The organism is Hymenobacter ginkgonis, from assembly GCF_009755225.1.
Taxonomy (GTDB): Bacteria; Bacteroidota; Bacteroidia; order Cytophagales; family Hymenobacteraceae; genus Hymenobacter; species Hymenobacter ginkgonis.
The window spans coordinates 1,167,636-1,184,151 of record NZ_WQKZ01000001.1; the positions used below are offsets into that span (position 1 = coordinate 1,167,636).

A 16,516-nucleotide genomic window follows, 5' to 3' on the forward strand; every position below is an offset into this window, starting at 1 on the left:
GTTAGGCGTGCCGACTAATTAGGAGTTGGTGCCCCGGCAAATTCAATGGCGTTTTCCTGCATCTGCGCCAGATGACGGTGCGCATGCTGCGCTAGAAAGTAAATGTACTCATACACGTTGATTTTGCCTAAGCTGTTAACGGTCATAGTAGTTTGGTGAAGGATGCCCTCCCCAGCGGGCAATTGGGCAAGGCACGAAAGGGCTTGCGCTAGCTGTTCGTGCAGTTGTTGCCGGGTGGCGGGCAGCGACTGCGCGGCAGTCCGAGGCTCCATATGCTCGGGCCTCACCCAGCTAAAGGCGTGCAGTACACCAATAGCAGCCAGTTTTTCACGCGGAAATTGATAGTGCGCTAATTCGGTTGCCAAATTCAGGCCCCGCGTATTTAGCAAAGCTTTGGCAGTGCCTTTCTCAATTAGAATGAGCAGGAAATGGTTGGTTAAACCAATGTGAAGGAGAATCTCCTCAATCGTCCAGCCTTGGTCGGCGGGGCGGTAGCTGCGTAAGGCCGCCGGCTGGTCAAACCAAGCATCTACTTGGGCAAAAGTGCTGATTAGAAAGCTGTTTACCTCAGCTATCAGGCTGCGGATTTCCATACGCGCGAGCAGAAACTGGCTAAAGCACTAGCTCGAATGGTCGGCCACGATAACCCAGTGCCCATCTACGCGCTTAAAAATAAGCAGAAACTGACCTTGCAAATCGCCCACGGCGGCGGGCCGGGCCAGGTGCCAGTGGCCGACCACCTGCGCTACCTCGGCGGAAAGCGGGCTGATGCGCAACTGGCTGAAATCGAGCTGGCCCATCTGGGTAGCGTCGCCGTAGGTTTTGCGGTAGTTGTCGAGGGTGGGTTGCCAGCCATAAGTAGGGCCGTGCTTGCCAATGAAAACCAAGGAATCGGAGTGCCAATAGCCCCCCATGAAAGTAGGAATGTCACCCTTGTTCCAGGCGGCCGTTTGAGTAGCTAGCACCTGGGCAATAGCCCGGCGCGTGGCGGCGGGGTCGGCGGCAACCGGGGCGCTGCTGCAGCTGGCGACGCTTAAGGCAATGCCTGTGAGGAAGGCGGGTAAGTAGTTTTTCATGAAGGGGTTAGGGAAGGCTTGCGGATAAATAAAAACGGCTTGCCGACGACAGGAAGCAGGCCGTTTATTTTAACAGGCTTACCGTTAATTGTTCAGCAGCGTGGCAATGTACGAGGCGCCGCCCAGCGCCCGCATGGTGCGCAGCACCCGCAGCTGCTTGGCGCGCGCCTGCGGCCCCGGCTGCCCGGCCCGGAAGCGCAGCGGATTAGGCAGCACGCCGGCCAGCAGCGCCGCCTCGGGGGCACTGAGGGCGCGGGCGGGCTTGTGGAAGTAGCGCTGGCTGGCGGCCTCCGCGCCAAACGTGCAATCGCCCATTTCGGCCACGCTCAGGTACATTTCCATGATGCGGCGCTTGCTCCAGAGTAGCTCGATGAGCACGGTGAAATAGGCCTCGGCGGCCTTGCGCACGTAGGAGCGGCCTTGCCAGAGAAACACGTTTTTGGCTACCTGCTGCGAAATGGTAGAGCCGCCGCGCACGGGCTTGCCGTCGGCACGGTGCCAATTGTACTGGGCGGCGCGCCAGAGGTTGGTGTAGTCGAAGCCGTGGTGCACCAGAAAACGCTGGTCTTCAGAAGCCACTACGGCCAACGGAATGCTCGGCGCCAGCTCGTCGAGCGTGCAGAAGCGGTAGCCCACGTAGCGCGGGTCGGGCCGGATACCGGTGTAGCCTAGCCCCACTGGCGGGTGGGCGCGGCGGTCGAGCATGAGCCAGGTGGCGGGGGGCGGCACCCAGCGGTAGACCAGTACCCAGGCCACCGACAGCAGAAATAGCGCCGTCACGACCTGCAAACTCACGCGCAGCACTGCGCGCCAGGAAGGAAGAAGAGTTTGGAAAGATTGAGCCAAAGCGAGGGGGTAGGGGCGAGCTGCAAAGTTGGGGCAGCGCCGCCAGATTTAGGCCCGCCCTGCGGCGGATAGCGGGCGCGCGGCTTCGGTTTGCAGGCGGTCGGCCTCCGCTACCTGCGCCAGCCCGGTTGCCGTGATGAGGCCCAGGCTGGTGGCATGCGTAGCGGCGGCCAGAAAATCGGGCACCACCAGCAGCTCTACCCCGTGCTCGCGGCGCAGGGCCGCCGCTACTGGTGCCACTAGCGCGGCACGGGCCGGCACGCCCACATCGCGGATATAAATGACGCGGATGCGCCCCGGATGCAGCCGCACCACCTCGGCGTAGATGTCGGCATCGTGCTGCCCACTATCGCCGAGTAAAATAAACGGCAGGTGCGGGTAGGTATCAAGCAACTGATTGATTTCGCGCAGCTTGTGGCCGTGGTGCAGCGACGAGGGCGCCTCTTGAGTAGGGGGTAGGGCGGGGCCACGCAGCAGCGAATCGCGCAGCAGCAGCGGGCCCAGCGGAATGCCACGCAGCCGCAAAAACTCCTCCAGCACGTCGTACAGGTTCCAGGGCGAGGAGCTGACGTAAAAGAATGGGTTGTCGGGCCGGCCGCTTTGCCCGCGCTGCAAGGCCTGGTAAAAGGCCGCTACCCCCGCCAGTGGCTCGTGCGAATACGCGTTGCGGAAAAGCACCGTTTTCAGCATCCGCAGCATGTGCGTGGCCCGGGTCACAATCACGGTGTCATCGAGGTCCGAAATCACCCCAAATTCAGCCGTGGCGGGCGGAATAAGCACCCGCGCCACCGCTTCTACCGAGCCTTGCAGCCCCCGAAACCGCCGTGGCAGTTGGTGCAGCCGCACCGGCACGGGGTACCACAAGTAATCGACGGGCGTCGGCAGCGCGGGCGGGTCGAGCACCAACGTGAAGTAGCCGTTGCGGTCGGTAGTAGCTAGGTAGTCCGTATGTCCGGGCAAGGCTACTTTGATTTTGGCCCCCGTTATCTCGCGGCTGTTGAAGCGCCGGTACATCGCCTGAAAATTGCGCCAGGGCGAGTCGGCTTCTGTTTGGGGGGTAAGGCCCCGGTCGGCGAGTAGGCGGCCTTTGAGGTAGAAGCGGTGCGGCGTGCCGTAGCTGCGGTACACGTCGAGGTGCAGCGGCCGCAGGCGGCCTAGGCGCGCGGCGGTGCGCGTCATAAGCGCATCGGCCCAATCGAGGGCATCCGAAAACCAAAGACCTAACTCCATCCAACAAACCTACGGCAAGCTAGGCCAGTGAAGCGAAGATTAAGCGAGAAAATAGCCTCGCCTTGCGCGTCAAAATTGCGTACAAGGCACCTCTAAACCGCTCTTCCATGCCCGCCACCCACGCACCCCTGCGCCCCAAAACGCGTAAAAAAGACCTCGCCCCGCTGCCCGACCTCGCGGCCCACGAGCTTTATAAAGACCCCGCCCGCCAGGCCGAGCTGGCCGGCCTGCGCTATGCCACCGATGCCGGCCCCGGCCTGCGCCGCGAACCGGGCGCCGAGGGAGAATTTACATACGTGGATGCTAAAGGCCAGCTGGTTGAGGATGAAAAAACGCTGGCCCGCATTCGTAGTTTCGTGATTCCGCCGGCGTGGACGGACGTCTGGATTGCGCCCAATCCCAAGTTTCACTTGCAGGTGACGGGCCACGACGCGGCCGGCCGCAAGCAGTACCGCTACCACCCAGCCTGGGACGCGGCCCGTTCGCTCACCAAATTTTCGCGGCTGCTGGCCTTTGGGCAGAAGCTGGGCGAGTTGCGGCAACAATTTAAAAAAGACCTGAACCGGCCGGAGCTGGACCGCGACAAAGTGGTGGCGCTGGTGCTCACGCTCATGGACCAGTCGTTCATTCGCATTGGTAATGAGGAATATGCTAAGAAAAACCAGAGCTACGGCCTGAGCACGCTGCTCGACAAGCACGTTAAAATCGACGGAGCCGACCTGCGGTTTTCCTTCGTAGGCAAAAAGGGCGTGCCCCACGACGTGACCATCCACGACCGCAAGCTGGCGCAGCTCGTGCGCAAGTGCAAGGATATTCCGGGCCAGCACCTATTTCAGTTTTACGGGCCCGACGGGCACCGCCACCCGCTGGAGTCGGGCCACGTCAACGACTACTTGCACCAGCACACCGGTTTGGCGCTATCAGCCAAGGACTTCCGTACTTGGGGTGGCACCGTAAAAATGGTGGGCTGCCTCGAAAGCGTGCTGCAAGACGAACCCGAATTGGCACCCGAGAAAGCCATTAAACAGGCGGTGAAGGAAGTAGCGACCAACCTGGGCAACACGCCCACCGTGTGCGCCAAATACTACATTCATCCGCAAGTAGTAGAGTTGTTCAAGTCGGGTAAGCTCATTGAGTACCTGCGCCGCCACGACGCCGACCCAGCCGATAAAGACGAGCTTTCGCCCATCGAGCACCTGGTGCTGGAAATGCTGGCGGAGATATGAGTGAATGGTTAATTGATTAAGGGTTAAGGGTTAATGTCGGCCTGTCGTTTGAACGGCATTAATCCTTAACCCTTAGTCAATTAACCATTCACTCACTCGTCCTCCAGGCGGTCGTAGTTCTCCAGTTCCTCTTTCTTGGAGCGCGGCGCCGATACGGGCAGGCCGCCATTGGCATCCTGCTTGAATTTGAGCCGCGGCGGGCTAGCCGGGCGCACTACATCGTGGCCGCTTCCGCCGTGTAGTTCCAGCGGCAAGCCCCGGCCGCTCACTTCAAAAATATCGTCGCCGCCGAGACCTTCCAACGTGAGGTGGCGAGTTTCCTTTCGGAAGAAAGTCCGCCGAAAATACAGCGAATCGGACCCCAACTCGCGGCTGTAAATACTGACCGTAGTGGAATCGGGGGTGCGCTCCACCCGAAAATAATTGGGCTGGTCGGTGCCCGCCAGGGTAGGGCGGCGGGCCTTCAGTAAGTAGTAGCGCTGGGCCACGGCAGGCAGTTGGGCGCGGCGAGCCTGCAAATCGCGCAGCAGGCGCGGGCCTTCGATGGCATACACGGCGGGGGGTAGGCGGCGTACGGCGCGGGCCAGCGTCGAGTCAGGTAATTGCTGCTGCACGTAGTGGGCGGCGCGGGCAAAGTCGCGGCGCGTAAGTTCGGGCATCCCACGCTGGTCTACAAAGCGGCCCTGGCCGGTGAGCGCCTGGACATCGTGAATGCGCGTTTTGAAGGTAACTAAGTGTCGAACAGCGAATTTTCGAGTTATCAGCCACGGTACCAAACCGTCGGAAATCCTGAAAAAAGCTTGGTCCCGGTCTTTCGGCACGGGTGCGTACAGCTGGCGGCCGGGTCGGGCAGGGTCGGACAGTTCAGCCCACTGCCACTGGCCGGCGTGCCGGTCCCAGTCGCCGATAAGCACGTCGAGCAGGCGAGCGCGCAGCAGCGCTTGCTGGTCGGGCCGGGCCGCCGCGCTGGCGTAGAGGCGCTGGCGCATCTCCTCGTCGCTGATAAAGTCGCGGGCTGTGGGCACCAGCGGCGAGCGCACCTGCTTGCCGTTGTATTTTTCTTCTAGCAGCACCAGTTTACCCCGTAGGCGCTCATTGGCATCGTCCACGGCCAGGGCCGTTTCGGTGAGGGCCACGTAGAGGATGCGGGGGTGGGTATGGGGCACGCCCACGGCCTGGGCCAGCGGCTCGACTACCAGCGCCCCATACGGATTACCAGCCGAAGTGGCATCGCGCAAATAATTGGTGGCAAATGACTTGCGAATGAAGGTGGGCAAGATGCGGGCCGGGTCCTTATCCAGCGAGCGAATAACGTAGGGCCGGCTGTCGGCCGCCTCCAGCGTGAGGCTGGTGCTCTGAAACCCCCCGCCGAGCTTGGTGGGCCGCAGCGGGCCCGCGGCCGGCTCGGCAGTAGCGAGGTGCAGCACCGGCACGCGCACCGGCGCCGACCATATTGCCCGGTGGTGCGGCCCCATAATAAGGTGGTAAAAGCCGTTGTGGCGGTCGTAGTGGCGGCCAGCCACTGCCCACACGCTATCGGGCCCCACCGCGGGCGCAGCCGAAGCCGGCAGGCGGGCATCAGTCTGAAAAAAATCTTTGCGGGCGCAGCTACCAGCCAGCATGCCTAGCCCCACCGCCAAACTGCCCCGAATTAATAAACTAGTAACGGACTGCAAAATAGTGCCAATAAGGAGCTGGTCAGGGCGGCAATGCGGCCGCGCATCTTGAACGTAAGCTGAGCGGAAAAGATAGGGTAGGGCGCTGGCAACCTATCGGGCTGGCCCGCGCTATAAGGAGCAGCCGCGGGCGTTTTTATGGTGGATGTGTTTTTAACTAGTTTGGTAGCTGTGTGTAAGGCTTCGGGCGGGCGGTGGCTGGGGCTGGCAGGGCTGGCCACATTGGCTAGCTGCGCCGACCCCACGCAGCCAGCGCCCGGCGAAATGGAACCGGTATTCAGTGCCGATTCGGCGCAGGTGCGGGTAGCGGCTGGTGCGCAGTATGCCCGGCGCGGCTGGTGGTGGCGCCACCTGTGGGGCGAGCACTACCGCCGCCAATGGGCCGTGCCAGTAACAGTGCCCGTGCTGCGGCTGGGCGCCGTGGAGCTACAACCTGGCCAAGTAGGCGGCAGCTTCCAGACCAATTCGCTGCACCTGCGCACGCCCGATGGCCGGGCTTTTGTGCTGCGCTCCGTGGATAAAGACTTGAGCCGCAGTATTAGCAATGAGCACCTGCGCAGCTTCGTGGGGCCCGTGCTGCGCGACCAAACCTGCGCGGCCCCGCCCTACGGCGCCTACGTGGCGAGCGCGCTGGCCCGCGCCACGGGCGTGTACCATACCAATCCGCGCCTGGTGTACTTACGGCCCGACTCGGTGCTGGGCGATTTGCGAAAGGAGTTTAAGCCCGCCTTGTATTTGCTCGAAGAGCGGCCCAACCGTGACCAAAGCCACGCGCCCAGCGTCGGCCGGTCTGAGCTGGTAGTGGGCTCGACGGCCATGCTGCTGGCTACCCATGCCCGGCCCACGGCACACATAGCGGCGCGGGCCTACCTGCGCGCCCGCCTGCTCGATATGGTGCTGGGCGATTGGAGCCGCCGCGCCGACCAGTGGCGCTGGGCGGCTTTTGAGGAGCCGGGGGGTAGGGCCTTTCGAGCCATTCCGCGCGACCGCGACCAGGCGTTTTTTCGGTTTGACGATGGCTGGCTGACCCGGTTCATTTCGTGGGTGCGGCCGCGCTATCAAAGTTTTGCTCCCACCCTGGAAATAGCGGCCGTGGACCCCCTTACCATCACCGCCCGCCCGCTCGACCAAACGGCCCTGGCCCTACTCACCGAAGTTGACTTTCAAGCCGAAGCCGATTCGGTGGTCCGGCGTTTGCCCGAAGCCGTGCTCACGCAGTCGTTGCAAATGGCGCCGGCCGAAGCGCGCCCGCTGCTGGCCCGCGAACTCTTACCCCCCTTGCGTGCCCGCCGCGACGCGCTGCCCGCGGCCGCCGCTCGCTTCTACCAAGTCTTGCAGCAAGATGCCGTGCTGGCCGGCACCGACGCCCCCGAGCGCTTCGTGCTCACGGCCCTCGGCCCCGGCCGCGTGCAGGTGCAGGTGTGGGCGCGCCCGGCCGGCCGGCCCGATAGCCTGCGCGGCCAGCACACCTACGACGTGCGCCACACTCGCCGCCTGCGCCTCTACGGCCTGGGCGGCAACGACGAATTTGAGCTGCGCGGGGCGCTGGCACCAGGCTTTGCCGTGTGGCTCGATGGTGGCCGCGGCACCAATAGCTTCCGCCAAGCCAGCCCGGCCGGCACGGTGGGGGTAGGGTTTACGGTGGCGGTTGGGCCCCACGATGCGGTGGTGCTTGGCCCAGTAGTGCGGCGCCGGGCCGTAGCCAGTGCTACCGCCGATGCCGCCAGCTGGGTTAGCAGCCAGTACCGGCTACGGGTGGGCAAGTAAGGCGGGGGTAGGAGCCGCGGCCGGGTCGTGGCCATCGATGGTACCCTGGCTGCTAAGCACCCGAAAGCGGGCAAATAACTCCTCGGCGTACCAGTTTTCGCGGCGCGTAAGCTGCATTACTTCGCGGTGCTGGGCGTCGCGGTAGGCATAGTGCTGCATGGCAGTGGCCGATTCCCAAATGCTGAACGTGGCCTGCCGCACCACCGGCAATTCGCCCAGCCCAATGGCCAGCCGCACGCCCGGCACCGTGGCCAGCGCCCGGCTCGTGGGCTCTACGTAGCGCCAAAAGCGCGGCGCCTTACGTAGCCGGATGCTGGCGCGAGTTAGCACGGCCAGCGGCCCGGCAGGTTCTTTCGTAGGCTGGTCGTCAGATTGATACTCGAAGGGATTGACCCCATTCCAGGCGCCGTGCGAGCGAAAGGGAGCCAGCGTGGCCGTCCACAGCTCGCGGCTGCGCCGCTCGTAGCCCGCCCACAAGGGGTGGCTTTCAAAAAATGCCGTGGCCGCCGCTGCGTCTTGCCACACCGCCAGCAGCCCGTAGCGGTCCAGGTTGGGCCAGAAGCCGAAGCCATTGGCCGCCCCGCTGCCCAGCAACTGGAAGAAGCGTAGGCCCGCTACCCGCTTCAGCGGGCCCGGCGAAGTACCCATCTGGGCCAGGCCCCAGCGCCGATGGCCCGGCAGCAGTGTAAAAATGGTAAGGGTGGTCAGCATACAAGGGGGTAGGGCTCGTAAAAAAAGGGCCGGAAGTAATTCCGGCCCTTTTTCAAATCACAAGTTAAAAAGAATGCACCTAGCAATGGCGCCGTTAATTTCAACAGCGACAACGCCGAGCGCACGTTTTTAACCAGGCGTTATACTTTCACTTGCGCGTGCTGGTTCACGTCGTCGTCTTTGCTGGCTTCGCCAGTTACTACAGCGCGGGCGTAGCCATAAGCGCGCGACAGCACGCCGCTCGGCGAGTCCCAGTACTCACCTTGCTCGATGGTAACCTTGAGAATCATGATGTTGGGGTCTTCCTTGCCCTTCGGGAACCATGCGCGCATGTCCTCGCTCCACAACTCCGCGATTTTGGCTTCGTCGCGGTAGGCCGAAGCCGTGCCCGATACCGACACGTACACGTTGTCGCTGGGGTTGGCGTAGCTCAGGTTTACCTGGCTATCTTTCTTTACTTCGTATACTTTAGCCGAGTCTTTATCGGTCAGAAACAAGAGCGAGCCATCGGCATCGGGCTTGATGGTGGCCATGGGGCGGCTGTGCAGCGTGTGCTGCTCGTCGAATGTCGAGAGCATGGCAATGCGCACATCCTTGATTTTTTCAAACAGCTTGCTTAGGTCGTGGGTGACGGGCGACTTATCAGACATGGGAAGGAAATTTTGAGAAAAGAACAAAAAAGGCTGGGGCCGGCTTGCATAGTGCGGCGCGGCCCCTGCCTGCTAGTACTTACGGGCGAACCGGCCGCGGGTTCCTGCCGGCGCCGCGTGGGGGTAGGAACCCGCGCTTCTTTTGACTTTGCTTTGCATGAATTTTCTGGCTCATTTGCTACTGGCTGGCCCACCCGCGGCGGCGGCCTACTCCGATAACCTGCTGGGCCAGTTTATCGCCGATTCGGTGCCCGGCCGCCAACTCGAGCAGTACGCGCTGGGCGTGCAGGCCGGCATTCGGGCGCACCGCGCCATCGATACCTTCACCGACCAGCACCCCGTGGTGCGCCGCACCACGGCCCGCCTGCGCGCCGCCGGCTACGGCAAGTACGCGGGGGTAGTAGCCGATGTGTTTTTCGACCACTTTCTGGCCCAGCATTTTTCCGATTTTTCGGCTGAAACCTTGGCCGGTTTCACTCAGCGCGTGTATGCCCAGCTGGCGACGCGGCAAGCCGAATTTCCGGCGCGGGTGCAGCAGTTTTTTCCGTACCTGGTGCAGCAAAACTGGCTGCTGCACTACGCCGAGGTGGCCGGCATCACGCGGGCGCTCAGCGGCTTAAGCCGCCGCGCTACCCCCGGTTCGGGCATGGAGACGGCTGGCGAGGAGCTGCGCCGCCACTACGCTGCCTACGAGGCCGATTTCCGCGAATTTTTCCCGCAATTGCAAGCCTACGTACTAGCTTAAGTCAGTGGCCGAAGAAGCCAAAGCTCTACAATTACCCCTTACCTAATAGCGCCTCCACCACGGATTTAATCTGCACCAAGCGGTGTGCAGGGAAGGCTTATTCAGCCAAAACCTTCGGGACTTCCGGCTTGGCCGTTAATTTCAAAAACATAATAATGCCCGCTAAAATGGCCGTGACCACATTGGCTACCAGCACCGGCATGTTTTCGATGTACAACGCATAGACCGCCCACAGGCAGGTACCCGCAAAAAGCATCAGGTAAGTAGGCAGCGATAAGCTGCCGGTCGAGCGGGTGCGAATAGTTTTATAAGCCTGCGGAACATAGGCAGCGGTAGTTAATAAGGCGGCTGCGCCACCCAGCATCGGGATAATACTCATGCGAAAGGAATAAAGTGAACAGCCTGCCCTGGGTAATGAGGTGGCTGTAAAAAAACGGCGGGAACTGCTTGCGTAGCAAGCTGTTCCCGCCGTGCAGCTGGGGTGCGGGGGTAGGGCCCGCTAGTGCTGGTGGCCGCCGTCGCCGTGCACGTGGCCGTGGTCCATTTCTTCGGCGGTGGCGGCGCGCACGCCTTCGATTTTGCCGTCGAAGTGCATCACCATGCCGGCCAGCGGGTGGTTGAAGTCCATGGTCACTTGCTCGTCGCCTACTTCTACTACTTTGGCCTGCATGTGGTGGCCTTCGTTGTCGGCCATGGGCAGGTAGTTGCCCACTTGCAGCATTTCGCCATCTACTTGGCCATCAATTTCAAATACCTGCTTCGGAATTTGCACAACGGCCTGTTCGTCGTAGTCGCCGTACGCCTGTTCGGGGGTCAGCGAAAAATGAAAAGTATCGCCGGTGCTCTTGCCATCTAGCTGGCGCTCAAACTCTTCGGGTAGGCCGCTGTGGCCAAAAAGGAATACCATGGGCTCGTCGGCCTCGGCTTGCTCTACCAGCACTTTCTGCTGGTTATCATCGGTTACGGAAAGGTCGTAAGTTAGCGTTACGACGGAGTTTTGGGCAATAGTAGCCATCGGAAAGGGGTGGGGTTAGTATGAGGCAAAGGTAGGAAAGGCGCGTAGTGCGGCACCTAGCTAATAGCCGCGCAAAAGGCCGCTACCCCTGTTTTTTTGGTGAAGATTTAAGGAAGTCCCCCTTGTTTCCTAACGAAAAAGAGCGGGCTCTGGTTATGATTCTCCCTATTTGGGGCGAGCAAGTGAGGCCCTGGCTGGCGCGGCAGGGGGTAGAAAAAAGCGCCGCCTTCACGGCCGAGCTTAAGTAGTGCCTCGCAGCCAAGGTCAAAAACCCGCGTGGGGGAGCTACGTATCGGGGTGCAGTCTACGTTCTACTACTCAACTCCTTATTCATGCGCAATTCATCTCTCTGCTTCGCCGCTGCCCTGTTGGCGAGCAGCAGTATGCTAGCCTCGTGCGGCCCGCAGCAGTCGGCCGAAAAGAAGGCGGTAGCCCAGGCCACCGACCAAGCCGCCGAAACTGCCGACACGGCCACGCAGGGCGCCAAGCCGCGCCTGCTGGCCACGTTTCCCGACTCGCTGAACACGCCCGACGGCCTGGCGCTAGGGCCCAATGGGCGAGTATTTCTATCCATCCCAAATCTGGCTGATAATAAATACCCGGCCCGCATCGTGGAGCTGACGGCCACTGGCTACCAGCCGTTTATCAGCCACCTGCCCGTAGAGCCGGCTACCAAAAAGGCCACGCCCATGGACCTGGCTTTCGGCCCCGACGGCAACCTTTACTACGCCGAAAACCAGTACGAGAACAGCAAGGAGTATAAATCGCGCCTGATGCGGGTGCTGATGCGGAATGGCAAGCCCGGCGCCATCGAAACGGCCGTCGATAATTTTTGCCTGGCCAATGCCACGGTGTGGAAGGGCAACACGCTGTATGTGACCGATAGCCAGTGGGATATGCCCGATAATGACAAGGGTAGCGCCGTGATGCGCTTTTCGCTGGCCGAGCTCAAGCCCGGCACCACTATTCACCTGAAGCCCAAAACGCAAGACCCGCACGTGCTGGCCATGTTCACGACGACCGTTAACGAAACGGGCGTTGATAACGGCGCCGATGGGCTGGACTATGACAGCCAGGGCCGTCTCTACACCGGTTTTTTTGGCGATGGCTCGTTTCATCGCCTTACCCTGAAGCCCGACGGTAGCTTGGCTAAGCAGGAGGTAGTGCCCGTGGCCGCGCCCAAAATACCGTGCATTGATGGCCTCATCATCGACCGCGCCACCGATAAGGCGTACGTCTGCGATTCGCGCCTGAATTCGATTGATGTCATCGACCTCAAAACCAACGCCCATACAGTGCTGGCCCGCAACGGCGACACCAACGGCGCGGGCGGCCGCCTCGACCAGCCCGCCGAAGTACTGCTTAAAGGCAAGCAACTCATCGTTTCCGACTACGACAAGCCCGAAAAGCACTTTGTCAACACCAAGTCGGACGCCCCCCACACCGAATCGGTGATTGATTTGCCTTAGGGGGTAGGGTCTTTGCACCAAAAAAGAACCCCCTGCTGCGCCTCGCGCAGCAGGGGGTTCTTTTTTGGTGCAAAGACCCTAATCCTGTAGTTCCCAGGCGGTACGGTAGCCGCCTACCTGCTCCACGTATTCTAAAAAAGCCTTGTAGAACGGATGCGAGCCCAGCGTAGACGAGTCGCCCACGAGCAGCAGCTTCTTGCGGGCCCGCGTCATGCCCACGTTCATACGCCGAATATCGGAGAGGAAGCCAATTTCGCCGTGCGAGTTGCTGCGCGTGAGGGAGATAGCAATAATATCGCGCTCCTGCCCCTGAAAGGAATCGACGGTGCCCACGCTGAGCTGGCGATGCAGCATGAGCCCGCTGAGCTCATCATTCTCTTCCACCGCGTCTTTCAAATAGTTAATCTGGGCGCGGTAGGGCGCAATGACGCCGATGCTGAGCGGGTCGGTTTCGTGGTCGGCCGCGTCGTAGGGTTCCAGCAGTTGGGCCAGGCGCTTGAGGAGCAGGTCGGCCTCCTCGGGGTTAGCCGTAGAGCGGCTTTCGGGAATGGTAATCTCTTGAAAACCAAAGCCAGCCGTGTCGAGAAACTCCACTGGTAGGTCGGGCGCAAAGCGCAGGTCGTAGGCCTCTAGGCCCACGTGCGCCACGGTGGGCGCGGCCGTAAGGCGGCCGTCGTAGAACTGCTCCGAGCTAAATTCCATAATTTGCTCGTGCATACGGTATTGCACCGTCAGCATGCGGCTAGCGTCGGGCTGGCGCTTGATGCACTTCTCAAACAGCGTTTCGCGTAGGCCTTCGCGGGCCGCTTTTTCGCTTTTCACGGTGGGCGGTAGCTGCTGGTGGTCGCCGGCCAGCACCACGCGGCCCGCCTTGGCAATTGGAATCCAGCAGCCCGGTTCCAAAGCTTGAGCGGCCTCGTCGATGAACACGGTTTCGTAAGTGAGGTGGCGAATATTGCGGTTTGACGCGCCCACCAAGGTGCAGGTAATCACCTGAACTTGTTCGAGTAAATCTTCCGTGATGTAGCGCTCCAAGCCGTCGGCCTCTTGGTGCAGCGCCCGCGCTTCCTCCTTGAGTAGGCGGCGCTGCTCGCGCTCTTCCCAGCCGAAGTGGCGGGTGTGCTTGCTGGCTTCCTCGCGGTATTGCTCGGCGGTGAGGCGCATCGACCGCAGCTCGCCGTAGCGCTTGTGGGCCATCACCTGGGCATCGAGCGTGTGTTCCAAAAGCAAGTCTGACACGCGGCTAGGATTACCCATCCGGATAACGTTCACGCCACGCTCGGCCAGCTTTTCGGTCAGCAAATCCACGGCCGTATTGCTGGGGGCGCAAACGAGCACGCGGCGCTCGCGCCGAATGGTTTCCAGAATGGCTTGCACGAGCGTCGTGGTCTTGCCCGTGCCGGGCGGGCCGTGGATAATGGCCACATCCTGCGCGGCTTGCACGTGGCGCACGGCCGCCAGCTGCGACTCGTTGAGCGGGCTGGGGTAAAACAGGTCATCGGCTTTCTCGTTGCGGAAGCGCGCGGGCTTGGCTCCGAGCAGAATGTCGCGCAGGTCGGCTAGGCGGTCGCCGTAGGCGCCCATCACCTTGCCCAGCGCGTAGTCCATCTCGCGGTAGCTCACCTCGTCGAAGGTGAGGTCGATGCCCAGCTTGCCGCCCTCGTGCACCCAGTCGGGGAGGTCCTCCTTGGTGGTCGAAAGCAATAATTTATTGCGCCGCACGCTCGTAATGACGCCGCTCAGTGTGGGCCGGTCGGTAGCCGAGCGCCCCGGGATATTGCCAAACAGCGACGCGTTCTTACCCACCTGAAACAGGTGCAAGCCCTGCTGCCCAGCCGGGCGCTCCAACTCAATTACGACCTTGCCGCCGAAGCCCACGTCTTCTTTGGTAATCGTGACAGGATACCAAGTTAGCCCACGCTGCTGGCGCTCCTGGATACTGGCTTTAGCGTTTTTAAGCTTAAACTGCTCTAAATCTTCTTGTTGCTCTAGTTTGAGCATGGCCTGCACGCGGCGCAGCTCCTTCTCAATGGCGTAGGGCTCGGCGTGGGGGGTAGGGATTTCGGTCGACAAAAGAAAGCGGATTGATTTCGTTGAAGAAGTAACAACGAAAACGGAAAATGAGTGGCCGAAGGCCAGAATAAACACGGATTGAATTTAACCTACTTCGCCAGGGACATACTGGCAATGCGCTTGGCCAAATCCTTAGAAGTTGTTTGAGGTAAGCTTTTACTACGTAAGACGGCTTTCTGGCGCTCAAGCAGCCACTAATAATACCTCCGCCGAAATTCCTAGGTTATCGTGGAGAGCCTTCATCATCGTGGGTGGCGGTGAGCTTGCGCTTGCAGGTAAGAATTTCGCTAACCCGGTTTTCGCCGCCAAGCCAGCCGGCGAGGTCGCGCTGGCGTAAGCCTTGCTTGGCCATTTTACATGTGATGTATTCAATAGGTCGGGTTCCGGGATGGGGTAATGGCGAGCCTCGTAAGCTTCAGTGAGGGTGGTTAAAATAGCTAGCTCATCAAATTTCGGTTCACCCAGCTGCGCCTGAAAAATAGCTGCGGCGCGAGCCAGCGCAGCCTGGTAATCGGTTTCGGTGCGCAGCGGTTGGAGGGCGTTCTGGGAAGTGGTCTACCCTAGCAGCGCCGGCCGCTCCTTGTACACTTTCCATAAAAACTCGCCAAACAGCGTGTTGGCCCAGGCAAACCAGGCGCGGGTGTACTTGGCGGGGTCGTCTTTGTGGAAGGATTCGTGCATGTAGCCGGTGCCGGCGTGGGTAGTTTTGAGGGCCTGCACGCAGGCCCGGATTTCGGCGTCGTCGGTGCTGGTGAGGCCGCGCATGACGATGCTGATGGGCCAAATCATATCCACGCCCACGTGCGGGCCGCCGATGCCTTCGGCGGCTTTGCCTTGGTAAAAGAATGGGTTGGCGGCCGAGAGCAGCAGCTTACGCGTGTTCTGGTACACGGGCTCGTTGAGGGGTAAGGCGCCGAGGTAGGGTAGGGCCAGCAGGCTGGGTACGTTGGCGTCGTCCATGAGCACGTCGCTGCCGAAGCCATCGACTTCGTAGGCATAGACGCGGCCGTGCTCGGGATGCGTAACGATGGCGTGCTGGCTTAGGGCAGTGGCTACTTCGTCGGCAAAGGCCATCAGCTCGTCGTAGCCGGCCTGCTCGTGGTGAATGTCGTAGAGCATGAGCGCAGCCTGGCGCAAGCTGCTGACGGCAAAGAAGTTGCTGGGCACTAGAAACGGATACAGCGTGGCATCGTCGCTGGGCCGGAAGGCCGAAGCGATGAGCCCCACCGGCCGCACGGGGTAGCCGTAGCCCGCCAGCGGCTGGGTATCGGTCGAGGTAGTGGTTTGGCGCTGAAAGTGGTAGGGGCCGGGGCTAGTTTTGCGCTGCTGCTCGCGGAAGGTTTTTACTATCAGGCTGATAGCCTGCCGCCACTGCGCATCAAACGGCTGGGTGTCGCCCGTTATTTTCCAGTACTGGTACCCCAGCCGGATGGGGTAGCAGAGGGAGTCGATTTCCCACTTGCGCTCGTGGATGCCGGGCTGCATGGCCGTGTGGTCCGATTGCCACTCGCCTACTTTGGTGGGGTCGTGGTAAAAAGCGTTGGCGTAGGGGTCGCGCAAGATGCACTGCGTCTGGCGGTTGATGACGCCCGCCACCAGCTGGCGCAGGCTGGCATCTTGCGCTATCAGCGAGAGGTAGGGCCACACCTGGGCCGAGCTGTCGCGCAGCCACATGGCGTCGATGTCGCCGGTGATGACGTAGGTATCGGGCCGCCCACCGGGGGTAGCAAACGTCACGGTCGTGTCGAGGGTATTCGGGAAGCAATTGCCAAAAAGCCAGCCCAGCTCCGGGTCATGCACCTGGCGCTGAAACTCGGTGATGGCGGCATCTACCGCCCGGCTGCGAAACCGCCGCTGCCCGGCCGCCGGCCGCACAACCGGAAAAGCGGGCGCCGCGAGTGCCTGCAAGGGAGAAAAGGGCAAGCAAGACCCCGCCGCCAGCAGGCCCGCATTTCGAACAAATACTCGGCGATTCATGGTAATGAACTGAAATACCTAAGCAAAGATGCGCTTGAAATCTGCACGCCACTAG

The 16,516-nt window shown here is 61.4% G+C and carries 15 protein-coding genes; 4 read left to right on the forward strand and 11 right to left on the reverse strand.

All coding sequences use genetic code 11. From position 1 onward, the window contains the following. Nucleotides 1-14: 14 nt before the first annotated feature. The 4 genes from GO988_RS04640 to GO988_RS04655 all read right to left on the reverse strand — a co-directional run bounded on the left by GO988_RS04640 (nucleotide 15) and on the right by GO988_RS04655 (nucleotide 3,152). A complete protein-coding gene (locus tag GO988_RS04640; RefSeq protein ID WP_157562332.1) occupies nucleotides 15-593 on the reverse strand; it encodes a DinB family protein in 579 nt (192 codons plus the stop codon). 27 nt (nucleotides 594-620) lie between these two features. Further along, nucleotides 621-1,076 carry a YybH family protein gene (locus GO988_RS04645; RefSeq protein ID WP_157562333.1) on the reverse strand — a complete coding sequence of 152 codons (456 nt, stop codon included), beginning with the start codon at nucleotides 1,074-1,076 and terminating at the stop codon, nucleotides 621-623. A gap of 84 nt (nucleotides 1,077-1,160) precedes the next feature. Continuing rightward, complete coding sequence (gene mtgA / locus GO988_RS04650; RefSeq protein WP_157562334.1) at nucleotides 1,161-1,922, reverse strand: monofunctional biosynthetic peptidoglycan transglycosylase; 762 nt, start codon at nucleotides 1,920-1,922, stop codon at nucleotides 1,161-1,163. A 48-nt stretch (nucleotides 1,923-1,970) separates the two neighbouring features. After that, complete coding sequence (locus tag GO988_RS04655) at nucleotides 1,971-3,152, reverse strand: App1 family protein (RefSeq protein WP_157562335.1); 1,182 nt, start codon at nucleotides 3,150-3,152, stop codon at nucleotides 1,971-1,973. Between the two features lie 107 nt (nucleotides 3,153-3,259). On the opposite strand from GO988_RS04655, the gene GO988_RS04660 reads away from it, so the two are divergent. Continuing rightward, nucleotides 3,260-4,378 (forward strand): DNA topoisomerase IB, encoded by a 1,119-nt coding sequence (locus GO988_RS04660; protein WP_157562336.1) that lies wholly within the window; start codon nucleotides 3,260-3,262, stop codon nucleotides 4,376-4,378. 92 nt (nucleotides 4,379-4,470) lie between these two features. Here GO988_RS04660 and GO988_RS04665 read toward each other — a convergent pair whose 3' ends face one another. Then, nucleotides 4,471-6,054, reverse strand: a complete 1,584-nt coding sequence (locus tag GO988_RS04665; protein ID WP_157562337.1) for a hypothetical protein — start codon at nucleotides 6,052-6,054, stop codon at nucleotides 4,471-4,473. A gap of 171 nt (nucleotides 6,055-6,225) precedes the next feature. On the opposite strand from GO988_RS04665, the gene GO988_RS04670 reads away from it, so the two are divergent. Then, complete coding sequence (locus tag GO988_RS04670; protein ID WP_157562338.1) at nucleotides 6,226-7,821, forward strand: hypothetical protein; 1,596 nt, start codon at nucleotides 6,226-6,228, stop codon at nucleotides 7,819-7,821. Here GO988_RS04670 and GO988_RS04675 read toward each other — a convergent pair. Both GO988_RS04675 and GO988_RS04680 read right to left on the reverse strand, forming a co-directional pair. Next, nucleotides 7,804-8,532, reverse strand: a complete 729-nt coding sequence (locus GO988_RS04675; RefSeq protein WP_232341364.1) for a spheroidene monooxygenase — start codon at nucleotides 8,530-8,532, stop codon at nucleotides 7,804-7,806. The genes GO988_RS04670 and GO988_RS04675 overlap by 18 nt on opposite strands. 140 nt (nucleotides 8,533-8,672) lie before the next feature. Beyond that, nucleotides 8,673-9,182 (reverse strand): pyridoxamine 5'-phosphate oxidase family protein, encoded by a 510-nt coding sequence (locus tag GO988_RS04680; RefSeq protein ID WP_157562339.1) that lies wholly within the window; start codon nucleotides 9,180-9,182, stop codon nucleotides 8,673-8,675. 157 nt (nucleotides 9,183-9,339) lie between these two features. Between GO988_RS04680 and GO988_RS04685 the strand changes: the two genes are divergently transcribed. Beyond that, the gene (locus GO988_RS04685; protein ID WP_157562340.1) at nucleotides 9,340-9,927 is read left to right on the forward strand and encodes an acyl carrier protein phosphodiesterase; all 588 of its coding nucleotides are present in this window, start codon (nucleotides 9,340-9,342) and stop codon (nucleotides 9,925-9,927) included. A gap of 97 nt (nucleotides 9,928-10,024) precedes the next feature. Here the strand turns inward: GO988_RS04685 and GO988_RS04690 are convergent, their stop codons facing one another. After that, nucleotides 10,025-10,306: a SemiSWEET family sugar transporter gene (locus GO988_RS04690; protein ID WP_157562341.1), complete on the reverse strand. Its 282-nt coding sequence runs from the start codon at nucleotides 10,304-10,306 to the stop codon at nucleotides 10,025-10,027. Nucleotides 10,307-10,426: 120 nt separating this feature from the next. Further along, nucleotides 10,427-10,942: an FKBP-type peptidyl-prolyl cis-trans isomerase gene (locus tag GO988_RS04695; RefSeq protein ID WP_157562342.1), complete on the reverse strand. Its 516-nt coding sequence runs from the start codon at nucleotides 10,940-10,942 to the stop codon at nucleotides 10,427-10,429. 332 nt (nucleotides 10,943-11,274) lie between these two features. On the opposite strand from GO988_RS04695, the gene GO988_RS04700 reads away from it, so the two are divergent. Beyond that, the gene (locus GO988_RS04700) at nucleotides 11,275-12,411 is read left to right on the forward strand and encodes an SMP-30/gluconolactonase/LRE family protein (RefSeq protein ID WP_232341365.1); all 1,137 of its coding nucleotides are present in this window, start codon (nucleotides 11,275-11,277) and stop codon (nucleotides 12,409-12,411) included. Between the two features lie 78 nt (nucleotides 12,412-12,489). Here GO988_RS04700 and GO988_RS04705 read toward each other — a convergent pair whose 3' ends face one another. Next, the gene (locus GO988_RS04705; protein ID WP_317164785.1) at nucleotides 12,490-14,484 is read right to left on the reverse strand and encodes an AAA domain-containing protein; all 1,995 of its coding nucleotides are present in this window, start codon (nucleotides 14,482-14,484) and stop codon (nucleotides 12,490-12,492) included. A 555-nt stretch (nucleotides 14,485-15,039) separates the two neighbouring features. After that, on the reverse strand, nucleotides 15,040-16,392 hold the full coding sequence (locus GO988_RS04710; protein WP_317164786.1) for a glycoside hydrolase family 125 protein: 1,353 nt from the start codon (nucleotides 16,390-16,392) through the stop codon (nucleotides 15,040-15,042). Between the last annotated feature and the right edge of the window lie 124 nt (nucleotides 16,393-16,516).

Bases quoted from the DNA above. Each gene is read 5' to 3' on its own strand.
- GO988_RS04675 (WP_232341364.1), bottom strand. From the start codon at position 8,532: ATGCTGACCACCCTTACCATTTTTACACTGCTGCCGGGCCATCGGCGC.
- GO988_RS04645 (WP_157562333.1), bottom strand. From the start codon at position 1,076: ATGAAAAACTACTTACCCGCCTTCCTCACAGGCATTGCCTTAAGCGTC.
- GO988_RS04695 (WP_157562342.1), bottom strand. From the start codon at position 10,942: ATGGCTACTATTGCCCAAAACTCCGTCGTAACGCTAACTTACGACCTT.
- GO988_RS04685 (WP_157562340.1), top strand. From the start codon at position 9,340: ATGAATTTTCTGGCTCATTTGCTACTGGCTGGCCCACCCGCGGCGGCG.
- GO988_RS04660 (WP_157562336.1), top strand. From the start codon at position 3,260: ATGCCCGCCACCCACGCACCCCTGCGCCCCAAAACGCGTAAAAAAGAC.
- GO988_RS04640 (WP_157562332.1), bottom strand. From the start codon at position 593: ATGGAAATCCGCAGCCTGATAGCTGAGGTAAACAGCTTTCTAATCAGC.
- GO988_RS04655 (WP_157562335.1), bottom strand. From the start codon at position 3,152: ATGGAGTTAGGTCTTTGGTTTTCGGATGCCCTCGATTGGGCCGATGCG.
- GO988_RS04690 (WP_157562341.1), bottom strand. From the start codon at position 10,306: ATGAGTATTATCCCGATGCTGGGTGGCGCAGCCGCCTTATTAACTACC.
- GO988_RS04700 (WP_232341365.1), top strand. From the start codon at position 11,275: ATGCGCAATTCATCTCTCTGCTTCGCCGCTGCCCTGTTGGCGAGCAGC.
- GO988_RS04680 (WP_157562339.1), bottom strand. From the start codon at position 9,182: ATGTCTGATAAGTCGCCCGTCACCCACGACCTAAGCAAGCTGTTTGAA.